This is a genomic window from Pedobacter suwonensis, assembly GCF_900111825.1.
Lineage (GTDB): Bacteria > Bacteroidota > Bacteroidia > Sphingobacteriales > Sphingobacteriaceae > Pedobacter > Pedobacter suwonensis.
In genome coordinates this window covers 56,918-73,258 of sequence record NZ_FOJM01000017.1, presented here as the reverse complement: position 1 = coordinate 73,258, position 16,341 = coordinate 56,918, and the positions used below count along the sequence as shown (strand labels likewise).

Below are 16,341 nucleotides of genomic sequence, written 5' to 3'. Positions count from 1 at the left end.
TTTCATAATCCAGTTCAACATTATATTAATAGATACATTTTTAGAGGATTATAAAATCCTTAGTTCAAAAGACGGGATTACAAATCCTGACTAACAATCAGGATTGAGGTGAAACACTTTCTTATCTTGAAAGTGCTTTAATGGGGTTCAGATCCAGTTGTTTAAATTCTACTTCGCTACCTTCTGCCTGTAAAGCAATTTGACCACTACTTGCAGTACAATTGGTGCCATGGTTTACCAGAATGCCGTTTACCCAAACTTTTATTTCATTGTTTAGACATTGTATAATCATGGTATTCCATTCGCCAGCTGGTTTTTCACTATCGTCTGTTAAGTTTTTTATACGGCGTAGCTTGTCGCCATTTATACCCCAGTTTTCTTTTGGTCCACGCCTGTTTACCATGTCCGGTACAGTGATGTCTTCCTCAATGCACCAAAAATCGCCCGCATCTTTATGTTGCATCTGAACCTCCATGGATTTTGGAAACATTCCATACAGTATGCGTGGGGTTGAGGCGTGTACTAAAATGCCACAATTGCCTGGCCTGCCGGCAAAGCGGTACTTTACGGTTAATTGATAATTTTTATAAATTTTATCGGTTATCAAATGTCCGCCAGGTGTACCTAAACTCACCAACATGCCATTGCGAACAATAAATGGGTTGATGGTGTCTGGCTTGCTGTCCATTGCAGGCACGTCTATGTGCCAGCCATCTAAATTTTTGCCGTTAAAAAGGCTCTTCTGGGCAAATGCCGGCACATTTAATGTGAAGAATAACAGCAGGCTGAAACGAAATTTCATGATATTTGGTTTTATATCTCAAATATACTTATTATCAAAATGTTAATGTCTGTATATTTTATTTAAAATGGTTTGCAACAGGCATAAATCCGTTGTGGTAAAGCGGTTGAAAACATCAACCCCGATAAAAAATTGCATTTGCATTACCCTGTATTGTCTATTTTTGCAAGAGTTGATTTAGTTCCTATTCTTTAACTCCCGTACTAATAAATGGGGAATACACTATTTTGATTTATCGCAGTAGCAAATTGCATTTTTAGGCATAAAACAATGACCAAGAATCAGAATCATTACGACGTATTAATTATCGGTGCCGGCCCGATAGGGATGGCCTGTGCAATTGAAGCCAAAAGAGCAAACCTAAGTTACATAATTATAGAAAAAGGTGCCTTGGTAAACAGTTTGTTCAACTATCCGGTATTTATGACCTTCTTCTCTACTTCACAGAAATTGGAGATAGGGGGCGTGCCTTTTGTAACCATTAGTCCGAAACCAAATCGTAATGAAGCTGTAGAATATTATCGCCGTGTGGCCGAAAAATTTGATTTAAAGATCAATCTTTTTGAACGTGTGCAACAGGTGGTTAAAAACGAATCTGATGTTTTTGAAATCAAGACTTCTAAAACAGGTTATACAGCAAAGAATGTAATTGTTGCCACAGGATTTTATGATGTGCCTTTGTTGATGAACGTGCCGGGCGAGGATCTGCCAAAAGTAACGCACTACTATAAAGATCCGCATTTGTATGCCTTTCAGAATGTAGTGGTAGTTGGTGCCAATAATTCTGGAGTTGATGCGGCTTTAGAAACCTATCGTAAAGGGGCAAACGTTACCATGGTGGTGAGAAGTGGTGAACTAGGTCCGCATGTTAAATATTGGGTGCGCCCGGATATACAGAACAGGATTAAAGATGGCGAAATTACGGCGTTTTTCCATTCGGAATTGGTTGAAATACGAGAGGGTGAGGTTGATATTAAAACGCCCGAGGGAATAAAAACCATTCCAAATGATTTTGTAATTGCCATGACAGGTTACCAACCCGATTTTTCGATGTTGAAGAAATTCGGTATTGAATTACCAGAAAGCCTTTGCCCGGTCTACAATGAAGAAACCATGGAAACCAACGTAAAGGGTTTATACCTGGCTGGTGTAGTTTGCGGTGGATTAGATACACATAAATTGTTTATCGAAAACTCTAGGGTACATGCTGAAATGATTGTGAAGAATATTGTAGGCTAGGAACGATTTCTTTTAAGCTTGGATTAATTTGGCTTAGCATTTTCTAGTAATGGTAGAATGTTGGAGAGATCGTCATTCCCAACTTGATTGGGAATCGTAATACAAGCGCTTTAAGATTCCCGCATGCGCGGGAATGACGAACACACTAGTGGATTCTGGCAATGGTATTGAGTGTGCAGGCAGCTCGGGAATCACGAGTGCTCAGCTAAGTTAAATCTATTTAGATAGATCTCTCCATTCCACTGCGTTGCAGTCAGAAATGACGTTTTTTACTGAACGGAGACCTTCAGCGTACGCTCTACAAAACTTTCAACTGCCTTTTGCACGCCTGGCAAATCTTTCGAAGTAATATAAGATCCCATTACGTGATTACCAGCATTAGGTATAGCTACTTTTATTTTTAAATGGTCTGGTGTACCCAGTTCATCAAACATTTTCAGCATGGCATCTACGCGAACAACAGGATCCTGTTCGAGTTCATTTTTATAATAATAAAGCATTAAAACAGGTTGCTTTACTTTCTGGAAAGTTTTTTTTACCATACTGCGTTCAATAAATTCTTCCAGTTCCACTAACGATTCGAGCCGGTAATTGGTGTACCAGTACTTTTTGTATTCGTCGGTGCGGTCGTCTACTTTACGTTCATCAGCACCAACAACCCGTCTGGCAATTTGCAAACCCCACGGATTATTCAAAAGCCAGGCGTTTTTATCATTGATGGCCACATTTGGCGACATTAAAATCAGGCTGTAAATTTCAGGATAAGTCGCTGCTAGTTTTAAAGCCACCGTTCCACCGGTAGAAGTACCCACTAGAATGACCTTTTTGCCCAGTTTTTTACCTATGGCATAGGCCTGTTTGCTGGTTTTCCAAAGACGGTCTGCGGTAAAATATTGCATGGGCGCCAAAGTATCAATGCCATGGTCGGACAGGCGGGCAAGGTATAAATTAGCATGGAGCGCTTTAGCCAAGTTTAAATGTACCGGATTGCCTTCTGTTTTTGAGGCTGAAAAACCATGTAAATACACAATGGCATATTCAGTTTGCTGGTGGTGCATATCGGCCCAAACAATTTCGGCTTCATTACCTGGTTTTATCTTATGCATGGATTCTACGCTGGCGATGTAGTTATCCAGATCACCAAGATCGGGTACTTTAGTCAACGCTTTGCTAAATAATGGCTTTTTGGGCTTCGGGCCTAATAAGTAGGTCGCAACAACAAGTACAGATAGGCCAAGTATAATTTTGTAGCGTTTTTTCATTGATGCCAGCTTAAACGGGTTTAAATGTAAAGCTTGAAATTAAATAATGCTAATATTTCGAAGATTTATTATGCGCCATGAGGGGAATCTTACTGGTACAGCCCTTTCGATATAAACCTGATAGCGCCAAATAGCCCGCAGCCCGAAGCATGAGGGTGAGGACTATAGGCAATAGCAGGGGTGAAGATGTTAAATATCGCTGTCCGTGGCTTTCCAAATCCTTAATAATAAGACTATAGATTACCTTTTTATGGGAAATTAGCTTAAGTTTGCAATCAAAATTTTTCGACTTAATGCCGGGGATCGAACAGATAAAAACACCTATAGCTGCTGATATAAAAGCGTTTGAAAAAACCTTTAAGGAATCGATGCATAGCGACGCACCGTTGCTGGATAGGATTACCCATTATATTGTAAAACAAAAAGGCAAACAAATGCGGCCTATGTTCGTGTTTTTTGCGGCTAAATTATGCGGTGGAATTACAGATTCGACCCACCGTGGGGCGGCTTTGGTTGAGCTTTTACATACCGCCACTTTAGTGCATGATGATGTAGTGGATAATGCTTATGAGCGTCGCGGCTTTTTCTCTATTAATGCTTTATGGAAAAATAAAATTGCCGTTTTAGTTGGCGATTACCTGCTGGCTAAAGGATTATTGCTCTCGGTAAACAATAATGAGCACCGTTTGTTACAGATTGTATCAGAAGCGGTAAAACAGATGAGTGAGGGTGAGTTGTTGCAGGTGGAAAAGGTACGGAGAATGGACATATCGGAAGATTTATATTTTGATGTGATCCGCCAGAAAACCGCTTCTCTGATTGCTTCCTGTTGTGCTGCTGGGGCAGCTTCGGCAGGTGCTGATGATGAAACGATAGAAAAAATGCGCCTGTTCGGCGAAAAAGTTGGTATTGCCTTTCAGATTAAAGATGATACTTTCGATTTTGGGACCGATGACGTGGGAAAACCATTGGGAATTGATATTAAAGAGAAGAAAGTAACGCTACCTCTGATTTATGCCTTAAACAAGGCGGAGAAAGCAGAACGTAAAAAAATGATCAACCTGGTGAAAAATCATCAGGACGATCCGGTTAAAATACAGCAGATTATTGATTTCGTAAACAACCATAAGGGCGTTTATTATGCAAACCAAAAAATGTTGGATTACCAAAATGAAGCATTTGAGCTACTGCACGGTTTTGATGCAGGCGAAGCCAGAACGGGTTTAGAACAACTTGTACTCTATACCACTGAACGTAAAAAATGATGGGTAACGAATTACTTTTTAGCTTAGGTTTTCTACTTTTTATTGTATTGATTCTGGCTCTAGACCTGGGTTTATTCAGCAGGAAAGATCATGTAGTAAGCTTAAAACAGGCAGGGATCATGAGCGTGATTATGGTGGCCCTGGCCATAGGGTTTTATTTTATCCTGCTGGTTGAGGGGCATCAGTTGCATGGAATAAAGGACTTTGCACATCTGCAGGAAATTGTAACGTTGCACCAACACCATATTAAATTAATCCCTGATGATTTTGATGCCAGTTTAGCAATTTACAAGCAAAATCTTGGGCTCGAATTTTTAACGGGTTATGTTATTGAATACGCCCTTTCGGTAGATAATATCTTTGTAATCGTCCTCATCTTCTCGGCATTTGCGGTTGAGGAAAAATATTATCACAGAGTATTGTTCTGGGGGATATTGGGCGCTATTATTATGCGCTTTATCTTCATTTTTGTCGGGGCGGCATTAATTACCAAATTTGCATGGATCCTGTATGTTTTTGGGGCCTTTTTGGTATTTACCGGGGTGAAAATGTTTTTCAGCAAAGAAGAAGATGATAAAATTGATCCCGAAAACCATCCTGTAGTAAAATGGGCTTCAAAGATATTTTCCATTCATCCAAAATATGAGGGTAAAAACTTCTTTGTTAAGATCAATCATAAAAGAATGGTTACGCCATTGTTTCTGGTGTTATTGATTGTCGAGTTCACTGATCTTTTATTTGCGGTGGATTCTATCCCAGCTATTTTTGCGGTAACCAAAGACCCCTATATTGTATTTTTCTCTAATATTTTTGCCATCATGGGCTTAAGGTCTATGTTCTTTTTATTGGTGAATATTATTCATAAATTCCATTACTTAAAAACTGGTCTAGCTTTTTTACTGGCTTTTATCGGCGTGAAAATGTTGGGGCATACCTATCTCGAAAAATGGGGTTTTACCACCGAGCATTCGCTTATTGTGATCTTAAGTATCCTCGTGATCAGTATTGTCGCTTCGTTGGCATTTCCGAAGAAAGTGAATCATATTAAAAATTAATTTTTCCAATCAATAAATACGTCATCTCGACTGTAGCGCAGCGAAATGGAGAGATCTATCGAGACAGATTTCTCGACTGCGTTGCACTCCGCTCGAAATGACGAGTATGCGAGAAAAGCAAAATAAACGTTACAGCTGGTAATCTCTATTGAAAATTTGTACTTTCAGCAGATATAACTAAACCTAATGAAATACCTTTTCTCTACTGCTCTTCTGTGTACCGCGTTATTCGCTAATGCGCAAGATCAATTCGGAGCTGTTTTTGCCAAAATCAATGCTGATGTACAGCAAAACTCAAAAGCTTATCAAACCCTTAAATATGAAACCGAGACAATCGGTCACCGTTTAACAGGTTCGGAAAATGGAGCAAAGGCAGAGCAATATGCCTTCGACTTATTAAAAACATATGGTTGTGAGGTTAAATTTCAGCCTTTTGAAGTCGAAAGCTGGGCAAGAAAAACAATCAGTGTAGAAATCGGTAATGATAAAAATAGCTTTACCAAAATAAAGGCTGTTACGCTCGCACATTCGCCGGTAAGTGCTGATGTTACAGGTGAAATTGTTGATGCAGGTAATGGCTTGGAGGCAGATTACCAGGCAAATCCTGAAAAGTTTAAAGGTAAAATTGCACTGATTTATCTGGGGGTATTGCCAGGCTCAGCAGCAGGAACCAAATCATTGCACCGTTCAGAAAAAACTGCTATCGCTACCAAGTATGGCGCCATTGGGGTAATCATTATCAATACCGTAAAAGATGGCGTGCTTTTAACCGGAACGGCTTCCGTAACGGGTAAATTGATTCCAATACCTGCCGTTTGTATCGGTTTGGAAGATGGAATGGCTTTGAAAGATAAAATTAAATCGCAAACACAGATTGCGCACATCGCTATGACGAATTTCTCGGGTTTGATCAAAGCAAGAAACGTAATCGCTACTTTTAAAGGAACAGCATTGCCTAAAGATAAAATTGTAGTTGGCGGACATTTGGATAGCTGGGATTTGGCAACTGGTGCCATCGACAATGGAATAGGATCTTTCGCCATTATGGATATGGCCCGGACTTTTAAAAAGCTAAATCTAAAAACCAAACGTACGGTAGAGTTTGTATTGTTTATGGGCGAGGAGCAAGGTTTGTTAGGCTCTAAAGCATACATCGATCAGGCTAAGAAAGACAAAACCTTGAACCAGGTAAAGTTTATGCTCAACTATGACATGACCAACGACCCTAAAGGTTTTTCTACTTCACGAGATGAAATGAAAGAATTATTTACGGCCTGGGGAGCTGATATCGTAAAAATTGATACCGGATTTAAAAACCTGTTTAATGCAGGCGCAGGTTTGCACAGCGATCATCAGCCATTTATGCTGGAAGGTATTCCTACAGGTGGTGGTTTTGGTGGTAAACTGCCCAATAACTCAGGACCTTTTTACCATTCAGATGGCGATAGTTTCAAACTGGTTGATGAGCAGGAGCTCAAAAATACGGTACGGTATAGTGCCATGTTGACTTATGCTTTAGCCAATACACCGAAAATCCCGGTAGATGTTCAGGGCGAAGAGGAGTTGAGGGCTTTTCTGGAATCTCAGAATTTAAAAGAACCTTTAACTATTGCTGGTGAATGGAGATGGAAGTAATGATTTGCTAGATTCGCTTCGCGGATGATTACACAGATTAAGAGATTGTAAAGATTTATATATATAGTTCATGTGAGACAATTCGTCATTTGCGCCGAAGTGGAGAAATCTTTACGCTAACTGTCATGGGCAATATATACTCATATAACCATTACCCGCTAATATAACTTTCCAGTTGCGAAATGGTCTGTTTTTGATCTGCAATAATAAATTTTACCACATCACCGATGGATACCATACCTTTTACTTCGCCATTTTCCACAATTGGCAAATGGCGGATGTGTTTATCCGTCATCAGTTCCATGCAATGATCAATACTATCGCTCAACCTGATGGTAATAGGGTTAGCGGTCATTACTTCTTTAATGAGCGTATCTCTTGATGATTTCCCTTGCAGAATGATTTTGCGGGCATAATCGCGTTCAGTAAAAATGCCACTAAGTTGTTCGTCTTCCATCACCAATACGGCACTGATATTTTTTTCTGTCATTACTTTTAAGGCATCCAGAACAGAAATGTTTTCGGTTACAGAAATAATGATGGACTGTTTGGTGTCCAGTAATTGTTTTACGCTTTTCATAACTGTTAATTTGGTTATAACAATTTAAGAAATAATTAGCTGGATATCAAAGTTTTATTTTGATATTTTGAAAGAAGTCAGGGGTCTAATTAATCTAAAACAGGAACGGCAGCCTCCGATTCTTCATCGGAGCTGTAGTGTATGGCAGGACGGAACCTGACCTGAGAACTGCCGATTTTGCTTTTCAAATAAATTTTATCTAACCAATAATATATGTTTCACCGATTTTTAAGTGGTTTTGCATCAATAGTGGTATGCAAAGAACCACCAGGCGAATTCTTGGCTGAGGCAAGGTGTCCTGTCGTAATTTTACCAACTGAGAAAGCCCTCCTTATCAGGCAATTAAATCTGAGCCTCGAATTAGTAAAATTAGAAGACCAGGTAAGGTTTAAATCTTTAACTGGCCCATTTTTGTCAAAATCAAGCTGTACGCCAGAACTAATAGTACTTCCGGAAATTTTATTGGTTTGAGTTGATCCATCTGGTTTAGTAAAACTTACTTGACCTTCGTAATTTTCGGGAAGCGATGCAGGTATTACCCAATTGTTTTGTCCATCAAGGTACCCAACCTGGACTTCGTAAGCTATAGTTACATAACTTGATTCATAGGGGTCTCTTTTGCAGCCGAATAGTGAAACTGCAATTAAGAGGGACGTTAATATTTTTTTCACCTCCAAAATTAGTCATAAAATATTGGCTAATCCAGGCTGACTTAGGAATTCATTATCGATTCTTCCGTTACTTAGCTTACTATATTTACTTTTTTAAATTGCCGTTTGTCATAATTAGCTGTAAATCAATTTTTATTTTAGTTTTTTCTAGGCTTTACAAACAGCGCACAGTTTTTTTATGTAATATAAACCTGACAGGAATGGCAGCCTCCGATTCTTCATCGGAGCTATAATGTATGGCAGGACCGAAGCGGACCTACGAACCACTGAACTTGCTTTCCAAAAAACAAAAAAGCTTTGAACTTAGGGATAAAAAATTACATTACTATTTTACAATCCTCTAACTCACCCACTTCTTAATTATTTGGCTTTCACAAAGGGATGCCGTAACTTTGCATCACATTTAAAAACAAATAATTATGTCATCAGTAGAGACTACATACGTTCCTTACAAAGTTAAGGACATTTCACTGGCAGAATGGGGCCGTAAAGAAATCGAATTAGCCGAAGCAGAAATGCCAGGTTTAATGAGTTTGCGTAAAGAATTCGGTCCATCACAACCGTTAAAAGGTGCGCGCATTGCAGGCTGTCTGCACATGACCATACAAACGGCTGTATTAATCGAAACATTGGTGGCCCTTGGTGCTGAAGTTACCTGGTCATCTTGCAATATTTTTTCTACACAAGATCATGCTGCGGCTGCAATTGCTGCTGCGGGTATTCAGGTTTATGCCTGGAAAGGGTTAAATGAAGAAGAATTCGACTGGTGTATTGAGCAAACTTTACACTTCGGTCCTGATCAACAACCATTAAACATGATTTTGGATGATGGTGGCGATTTAACCAACATGGTTTTCGATAAATATCCTGAGCTAATTGCAGGTATCAGAGGTTTATCAGAAGAAACGACGACTGGTGTTCACCGTTTGTACGAAAGAATGAAAAACGGAACCTTGCACTTGCCTGCAATCAACGTAAACGATTCAGTTACTAAATCTAAATTTGATAACAAATACGGATGCCGTGAGTCATTAGTTGATGCGATCCGTCGTGCTACCGATGTAATGATGGCTGGTAAAGTAGCCGTGGTTTGTGGTTATGGTGATGTGGGTAAAGGTTCTGCAGAATCATTAAGCTCACAAGGTGTACGTGTTATTGTAACTGAAATTGACCCAATCTGTGCTTTACAGGCTGCAATGGAAGGTTATGAAGTGAAAAAATTAGCTAATGCCATTAAAGAAGCTGATATTGTAGTGACTACAACTGGTAACTGTGATATCGTTCGCGAGCAACACTTCAGGGCGTTAAAAGATAAAGCGATTGTTTGTAACATTGGTCACTTCGATAACGAGATCGATATGGCCTGGTTAAACGGCGCTTATGGCGATACCAAAGTAGAGATTAAACCTCAGGTTGATAAATATACGATAGATGGTAAAGACGTTATCGTTCTTGCCGAAGGTCGTTTGGTTAACTTAGGTTGTGCAACTGGCCACCCAAGTTTTGTAATGAGTAATTCTTTTACCAACCAGACTTTAGCGCAGATCGAACTTTGGACCAATACTGACAAGTATGAAAACAAAGTATATACTTTGCCTAAACATTTAGATGAAAAAGTTGCCCGTTTACACTTAGAAAAAATCGGTGTAGAATTAGATGTTTTAGATCAACACCAGGCTGATTATATCGGCGTACCGGTTGAAGGTCCTTTCAAAGCAGATACTTACAGGTACTAGTTCAGTTTACAGTTTTTAGTTAGCAGTTAACATAAGACAAATAATATATAGGGATGTGCAGATTTGCATGTCCCTTTTTTATTTCCCTCTCCCAGAGGGGTGCCTGTAAGGCGGGGTATCCCTGTAGTTTTTTGAAAACGTACGTTCAATGCTCTTCGGAGGCAATAGTCCTGCTATCCCTTCAAGTCCTCACTCATGCTTCACTTCGGTCTTTCCGTTCTATCAGGTTTATTTTACAGCGGGCTGTGATTCTTTTGCTACTGAAAACTTACATTTGAAAAAATAATAGCGATGAAAAAGTTAATATTTGCGCTGATACTTGGTGTATTTTCAGTTGCTGCGAATGCGCAAACCAGTCCTCAAAAAACAGCAAAAGTAATTACTAAACAGGTGGTTGATATTGCCTGTGGCGAATGTCAGTTTAAAATGAAAGGTAAAGACTGTGAACTGGCGGTTAAAATTGATGGCAAACCTTATTTTGTGGATGGAAAAGGAATTGATGATTTTGGTGACGCCCATGGTGAACATGGTTTCTGCAATGCCGTAAATAAAGCAGAAGTGACTGGCGAGATTGTAAGCAACCGCTTTAAAGCCAAGGAAATAAAGTTATTGACAATTAAGAAGTAGCTTTACCGCAAAGAACGCAAAGTTTTCCGCAAAGATGCGCCAAGGTTGATTCAAAAGATCTGCACCTGGCTTTGTGTTCTTTGTGACTTTTTCTCTGTGTTCTCTGCGGTTAAAAAACGTGATAGATTATTCAAATTCTTTCTCCAAACCCTGCCTTAAATCGAAAAGCAACCACTGTTTATTCTTTACATCAGCCTGTTTCGTTTTTAGCAACTGGATAAAATCTTTCACTCCAATTTCTTCATTGCCATTGCCATGGATCAGTACAATGCTGCCGGCGTTAGGTTGTTGTCCTTTGGCTAACCAGGCATCGCTTCCAACAGGTATTAATCCATAAGCTTCGATTCTTTCAACAATTTTTTGATCAGATACCAGTCCAGGAAAGCGGAAAAATACTGAAGGGGTTAGCCCATTTTTTAACATGAGTTTTTCGTTTTCCAATACCTCTACATCTAGGTTGGTTCCAGGTGCCAACAGGAAATTCTCAGCCAATGGCAATTTATTTACCTCGTGATTGTAGGTATGATTGACCCAGGTAATATCCAGTTCCTTATTCTTTACTAAACTTTTTAACCAATTCAAATCATCCTGGTGTTTTAACATCCATTTGCCTGAAACAGAAATCGCTAATGGCGCAGGCTGTTCTGTTTTTTTAAATTCATCGAAAACAGATTGAAAAATAATCCTGTCTAAAGCCTTATGCGAAGGACAAAGATCTATGGTTAGTGTGATGCCCTTTTCCTTTGGAATGGCATGATCGATGCCGGCATTCTGAAGTTGCAAATCTCTGGCTGCTGCGGCTTCAATTGATTTGATATAAGCTGTGTTTTTAAAAATGGCAAGTACGTTGGAATATTGCAGACCTCTGGTGCTGTAATTACTGGCCAGATCTACTTTGGTATCTAAAGTTTCAGGGTTTACCAGCAGTAAGTATTTTTGGTTATTTGCAGAAAAGCTTCTAAGCGCAATCAACCGCTCATTGTCATGCGTTGCCAGGGCAAAATTTACTTTATAGCGTTTAATATCTTCAAAATTTTGGGCAAAGATTTCAGTGCAGAAAAAGCAGATACAAAAAAGGCTGAGCAACGCGGGTTTAGATAACTTCATATTTCCTTATTTAAAATCTTTCTAATTTAAGCCAAATCCATTATCTTTACAAACGTCGCCATGAACAAAGAAAAATTAAAATTATGGTTTAAGCGGGTAGGGCTGGTTGGTTTTTTATTCTTCCTGATTAAAGGATTAATATGGCTTGTTGTATTCTACTTTATCGGCAAAAATGTGAGTTAGGTAGTTCATTAGGTCGCTGGCCATTCGTTCATTGGTTCGTGCCAGTGGTGTAAAATCTTTATCCGACCGTGATCCCGATCCAATTGCTATCCGATTTGTTTCATGATCTTTCTGGTAAATATTCTAACAACTACTTAAATGTAAACAACATATTGGCCAAAAAATTCCAGACAAATACAATTACAATCGCGAAAAATTTCGCCACATAAAAATTGGTTCCGTTTTTCCGTTGGTGGAAAAGATAGATGATAAAGGTATTTAAACCTAGGCCGATTAAACTCACTATTAAGAACTTAGTGAATTCAGTTCCCCAGTGGCTGTTGGTACTCTGGAATGTCCATATCCGGTTAATCAGGTAATTATTGGTTACGGCTAAAGTAAAACCGATGGCATTAGCAATGTATTTGTTGATTTTGATTTTTTCTTTACACAGCCAGGTTGCTCCAAAGTCGATCGCCATTCCGAGCAGGCCGGTCAATCCAAATTTTATAATGCGAAAGAATAAATCCATTTTAATGCAATTTAACCAGGTAAAAATGTTCTAATAGCTGAGAACGCGTTTGCGCATTGATAAATTTTAGGCTGAGCTTGGTGATGTGATAGTAATCGAACGATTTTAGCACTTGGGCGCCATATTCATTTTTCAGTTTTGCCAGTTCCGATTCTGGCGCGTAAATCACGAGGTCTTTTATATCTTTTGATTTATCCAGTTCCTCATAACTCCAAAAGTATTTCGGTTCCCCACTGGAATAAAAATCGAATGAATAAGCGTCAGGATACATTAAAACAGCAGCTTTGGCTTTAGGGTAATTTTCTTTTAACCAGTTTCCCGCTTCCATGCCCGATTCATATTTCAGCACCGACGGATAGAAAAATACCGATAGAAAAATCATCAAGCCAACAGAAATCATAGCACTTCTGGCCAGTAGGTTTTCGGTTTTTAATCCTTTGAAGATTGAAAACGAAACTGCCAATAAAATAACTAAAACAACAATCGCTATATAATGATTTGTAAACCTGAAAAAGATTGCAACGGTAGATAAAATCAAAACAATTAAAACTGCCAGTGTATTTTGGACGGTAAAAAATACTTTCAAGCTTTTGCCTTCCAATTTCTGTATATATAAAGCCGTAATGATGGCGAATTGTGGCAAAATAATCAGGATGTAATGCGGCAACTGGAATTTCGAAAGAGAAAACAATAAAAAGGTAATGGCTGCACTCGTCCAGATCATGATGCTTGCTGCAGGTAACATTATTCTATTTTTCTTTTTAAAAAGGTTAACCACGGCGGTGTAAAACAAAATCGACCAAGGTAAAAAAGCCCACAGCGTGGTATGCAAAAAGAAGGAAATATCGCCTTTACCTTTTATAGGGCCGTTGTTAAAGAAGCGACCGAACTGGCTGTCCCAAAAGAAAAACTTCAAACCAGATACGCCGGTTTTTCCAAATACTACCTTTTCGGGGTGCAAGTCGAACTGTATATATAAAGTATATAATTCCGGGATAATAAAAATAAAAATCAATGTAATGGCAATCCACCATTTGAGCTTTAGCAACTGTTTCCATTGCTTGGTGAGCAACCAGTAAATGATAAAGCCACCAAAAACGGGGATGAGTACAAATATGCCTTTAATCATGATGGCGCATGCAGCGAAAAAAGAGCCTGCAACAATATGCCAGAAAGAACCCTGATGAGCTTTATAATAATGATAAATGGCTGCTAAAGTAAATGTGGTGATATAAACCTCAGCACGAACATCGAAAGTAGAAATGAGGATGTGCAGCGAACTTAAAAAAATCAACGCACTGATTAATCCTGTTTTTTCATTGTAAATGTCTTTTGCCAGTTTATAAAGGTACCATGCGCCTAATAGTCCAAATAAGAAAGAAGGAAGTTTATAGGCAAAGGCTGTGATTCCAAAAGCTTTAAATGAAGCAGCGGCCAGCCAAAAAGTTAAATGTGGTTTGTCTAACCAATCTGCACCACGGACATAAATATTCACCAAATCGTTGCGCTGCACCATGTTTTTGGCTATGGAGGCATAAAGTGCAGAATCTGGTTCCATTATACCGCCAAAAAGTGCTGGCACACTGACCAGTGCAACCAAAGCGATTAAAGTTTTATATAACGTGGTCTCTTTTAAGTTCATTTACAGGAAGCAAATATGAGCAAAAAAAAGTCAAATTTTTTTAAGGTTTAAGATTAACAGGGGCAAAGCCTTATCTTTGCGTTATGACAAAGTTATCGGTTAACATCAATAAAATTGCTACACTCCGCAACAGTCGCGGAGGCAATAATCCTGATTTGGTAAAGGTTGCGTTAGACTGCGAACGTTTCGGTGCGCAGGGAATTACGGTACACCCGCGCCCTGATGAACGCCACATCCGTTACCAGGATGTTTACGATCTAAAGGCGGTTATTGCGACCGAGTTTAACATTGAAGGAAATTGTAAGGAAGATAAATTTGTCGACCTGGTTTTGGCCAACAAACCAGCCCAGGTTACCCTGGTACCAGATGCCGAAGGACAGATCACTTCCAATCATGGCTGGGATACCATCAAAAATAGAGATTACCTGAAAGAAATGGTTTCGGTTTTTCAGAAGGAGGGTATCCGCGTTTCGATTTTTGTTGATCCGGTGGTAGAAATGGTTGAAGTGGCAGCTGAAACCGGAACAGATCGGATCGAATTATATACCGAAGCCTATGCACATAACTATTTTGCAGATCGCGAAAAGGCAGTAGTGAGTTACATTGCTGCAGCACATCATGCCAATAAATTAGGCTTAGGCATTAATGCCGGCCACGACCTGGATCTGCACAACCTGCATTATTTCGCACAAAGCATCCCAGGCTTATTAGAAGTATCAATTGGGCATGCCTTAATTAGTGATGCGCTTTATTTAGGTTTAGAAACGACCATTCAGAAATATTTACAACAACTGGTTTAGTTTTTAACCGCTAAGACTGCAAAGAAAAAGGCCGCAAAGAAACGCGAAGCCGGGAGCATAGATTTAATTAATTTTTGCGCTGCTTTGCGAAACCCTGGCGTCCTTTGCGGTTAAATATTGGAATTTATGCTTAAAGGAATTCTCCTTGTTTTTTTTGGTGCCTGTAGTTTCGGCATCCTGTCTACTTTTGTTAAACTGGCTTATCATGAAGGTTATACTTTGGGTGATGTTACCGGCGCTCAGGCTTTTTTTGGCGCGGTAATTTTATGGGTATTATTTTTCTTCCAAAGTAGAACCACAGCCTATAAAGCTAAGGCTGTGCCCGCTAAAACACCCTGGTGGCAAATGGTCATTGCAGGAACCTGTACGGGTATGGTTAGTATTTTTTACTATCAATGTGTAAAGCTGGTGCCCAATTCGGTGGCCATTATTTTATTGATGCAGTTCATCTGGATGAGTATTTTAATGGAATACCTCATTTTTAAAAAGAAACCCGCTGGTTTGCAATTGGTTGCTATTTTTTTTGTTCTGGCAGGTACAGTTTTGGCCAGTGGAATGGCAGAAACCAGTATAGGTAGCATGAATTTAAAAGGGATTGGTTTCGGTTTACTGGCTGCATTATGTTATGCCGGCTTTTTGTTGTTGAGTGGTAGGATCGGAAATGAATATGTGCCGCTAAAGAAAAGTGCGCTGATGATTACTGGTGCCTGTATTTTGATTTTCATCATCTTTCCTCCTGCATTTTTGTTTAATGGCGCTTTGGGCGGAAGTTTACTGAAATGGGGATTGATTATCTCTGTTTTCGGTACCGTGATTCCACCGCTCTTTTACGCCGAAGGAGTGCCACGAATTGGCACTGCTATTAGTTCTATTTTGAGCGCTGCAGAATTACCGGTCGCTGTGATGATGGCCGGTTTTGTATTGCAAGAACAGGTTTCGTTTTTAAGATGGGTTGGTGTTGTGGTCATTCTATCGGCAATGGTTTTACCAAACCTGATTTATCTGAAAAAGAAGTAATTTTATTTTTTGCCACAAAGAACATGGAGTTAGGCACAGAGGACACAAAGCTAAGGCCAGGATAGTTAACAAAAAACAAACTTTGAATGTTTATTTATATATAGATTGCTTGATGAGCTCTGTTCTCTCTGTGAGCACTTGGTGTGCTCTGTGGTTTATATTAGTTGTATTACAAAAAAATAAATACCTTTAAAAAGCATATAGCATTT

Annotated in this window: 16 protein-coding genes; 9 read left to right on the top strand and 7 right to left on the bottom strand. The window is 39.3% G+C overall.

Annotated elements, in window-relative coordinates; genetic code table 11:
• Positions 1–121: 121 nt before the first annotated feature.
• A complete protein-coding gene (locus BM107_RS20075; protein WP_090986659.1) occupies positions 122–802 on the bottom strand; it encodes a 3-keto-disaccharide hydrolase in 681 nt (226 codons plus the stop codon).
• A gap of 270 nt (positions 803–1,072) precedes the next feature.
• Between BM107_RS20075 and BM107_RS20070 the strand changes: the two genes are divergently transcribed.
• Positions 1,073–2,041: a YpdA family putative bacillithiol disulfide reductase gene (locus BM107_RS20070; RefSeq protein ID WP_090986657.1), complete on the top strand. Its 969-nt coding sequence runs from the start codon at positions 1,073–1,075 to the stop codon at positions 2,039–2,041.
• Positions 2,042–2,310: 269 nt separating this feature from the next.
• Here the strand turns inward: BM107_RS20070 and BM107_RS20065 are convergent, their stop codons facing one another.
• Positions 2,311–3,303 (bottom strand): alpha/beta hydrolase, encoded by a 993-nt coding sequence (locus tag BM107_RS20065; protein ID WP_090986655.1) that lies wholly within the window; start codon positions 3,301–3,303, stop codon positions 2,311–2,313.
• 293 nt (positions 3,304–3,596) lie between these two features.
• On the opposite strand from BM107_RS20065, the gene BM107_RS20060 reads away from it, so the two are divergent.
• The 3 genes from BM107_RS20060 (at position 3,597) to BM107_RS20050 (ending at position 7,258) form a co-directional block, all read left to right on the top strand.
• The gene (locus BM107_RS20060; protein ID WP_090986653.1) at positions 3,597–4,568 is read left to right on the top strand and encodes a polyprenyl synthetase family protein; all 972 of its coding nucleotides are present in this window, start codon (positions 3,597–3,599) and stop codon (positions 4,566–4,568) included.
• Positions 4,565–5,623, top strand: coding sequence for a TerC family protein (locus BM107_RS20055; RefSeq protein ID WP_317614807.1), 1,059 nt, complete (start codon positions 4,565–4,567; stop codon positions 5,621–5,623). Before BM107_RS20060 ends, BM107_RS20055 begins: the two co-directional genes overlap by 4 nt.
• A gap of 186 nt (positions 5,624–5,809) precedes the next feature.
• Positions 5,810–7,258 carry a M20/M25/M40 family metallo-hydrolase gene (locus tag BM107_RS20050; RefSeq protein ID WP_090986651.1) on the top strand — a complete coding sequence of 483 codons (1,449 nt, stop codon included), beginning with the start codon at positions 5,810–5,812 and terminating at the stop codon, positions 7,256–7,258.
• A 151-nt stretch (positions 7,259–7,409) separates the two neighbouring features.
• Here BM107_RS20050 and BM107_RS20045 read toward each other — a convergent pair whose 3' ends face one another.
• Positions 7,410–7,838: a CBS domain-containing protein gene (locus BM107_RS20045; protein WP_090986650.1), complete on the bottom strand. Its 429-nt coding sequence runs from the start codon at positions 7,836–7,838 to the stop codon at positions 7,410–7,412.
• 218 nt (positions 7,839–8,056) lie between these two features.
• Positions 8,057–8,509 (bottom strand): hypothetical protein, encoded by a 453-nt coding sequence (locus tag BM107_RS20040; RefSeq protein ID WP_134204726.1) that lies wholly within the window; start codon positions 8,507–8,509, stop codon positions 8,057–8,059.
• A gap of 419 nt (positions 8,510–8,928) precedes the next feature.
• On the opposite strand from BM107_RS20040, the gene ahcY reads away from it, so the two are divergent.
• Together ahcY and BM107_RS20030 are read left to right on the top strand one after the other, a co-directional pair.
• Positions 8,929–10,245 (top strand): adenosylhomocysteinase, encoded by a 1,317-nt coding sequence (gene ahcY, locus BM107_RS20035; protein ID WP_090986646.1) that lies wholly within the window; start codon positions 8,929–8,931, stop codon positions 10,243–10,245.
• A 291-nt stretch (positions 10,246–10,536) separates the two neighbouring features.
• Entirely contained in the window at positions 10,537–10,872 is a 336-nt protein-coding gene (locus tag BM107_RS20030) for a DUF6370 family protein (protein ID WP_090986644.1), read from the top strand.
• 126 nt (positions 10,873–10,998) lie between these two features.
• Here the strand turns inward: BM107_RS20030 and BM107_RS20025 are convergent, their stop codons facing one another.
• Complete coding sequence (locus BM107_RS20025) at positions 10,999–11,979, bottom strand: polysaccharide deacetylase family protein (protein WP_090986642.1); 981 nt, start codon at positions 11,977–11,979, stop codon at positions 10,999–11,001.
• A 60-nt stretch (positions 11,980–12,039) separates the two neighbouring features.
• On the opposite strand from BM107_RS20025, the gene BM107_RS25230 reads away from it, so the two are divergent.
• The gene (locus BM107_RS25230; RefSeq protein WP_262987388.1) at positions 12,040–12,162 is read left to right on the top strand and encodes a hypothetical protein; all 123 of its coding nucleotides are present in this window, start codon (positions 12,040–12,042) and stop codon (positions 12,160–12,162) included.
• 130 nt (positions 12,163–12,292) lie between these two features.
• On the opposite strand, the gene BM107_RS20020 is transcribed toward BM107_RS25230, so the two are convergent.
• Together BM107_RS20020 and BM107_RS20015 are read right to left on the bottom strand one after the other, a co-directional pair.
• Positions 12,293–12,673: a GtrA family protein gene (locus BM107_RS20020; RefSeq protein ID WP_090986641.1), complete on the bottom strand. Its 381-nt coding sequence runs from the start codon at positions 12,671–12,673 to the stop codon at positions 12,293–12,295.
• 1 nt (position 12,674) lies between these two features.
• Positions 12,675–14,315, bottom strand: coding sequence for an ArnT family glycosyltransferase (locus BM107_RS20015; RefSeq protein WP_090986639.1), 1,641 nt, complete (start codon positions 14,313–14,315; stop codon positions 12,675–12,677).
• Positions 14,316–14,398: 83 nt separating this feature from the next.
• Between BM107_RS20015 and BM107_RS20010 the strand changes: the two genes are divergently transcribed.
• Complete coding sequence (locus tag BM107_RS20010) at positions 14,399–15,115, top strand: pyridoxine 5'-phosphate synthase (protein ID WP_090986637.1); 717 nt, start codon at positions 14,399–14,401, stop codon at positions 15,113–15,115.
• A 126-nt stretch (positions 15,116–15,241) separates the two neighbouring features.
• Entirely contained in the window at positions 15,242–16,132 is an 891-nt protein-coding gene (locus BM107_RS20005) for an EamA family transporter (RefSeq protein WP_208864430.1), read from the top strand.
• The last annotated feature ends 209 nt before the right edge of the window (positions 16,133–16,341 follow it).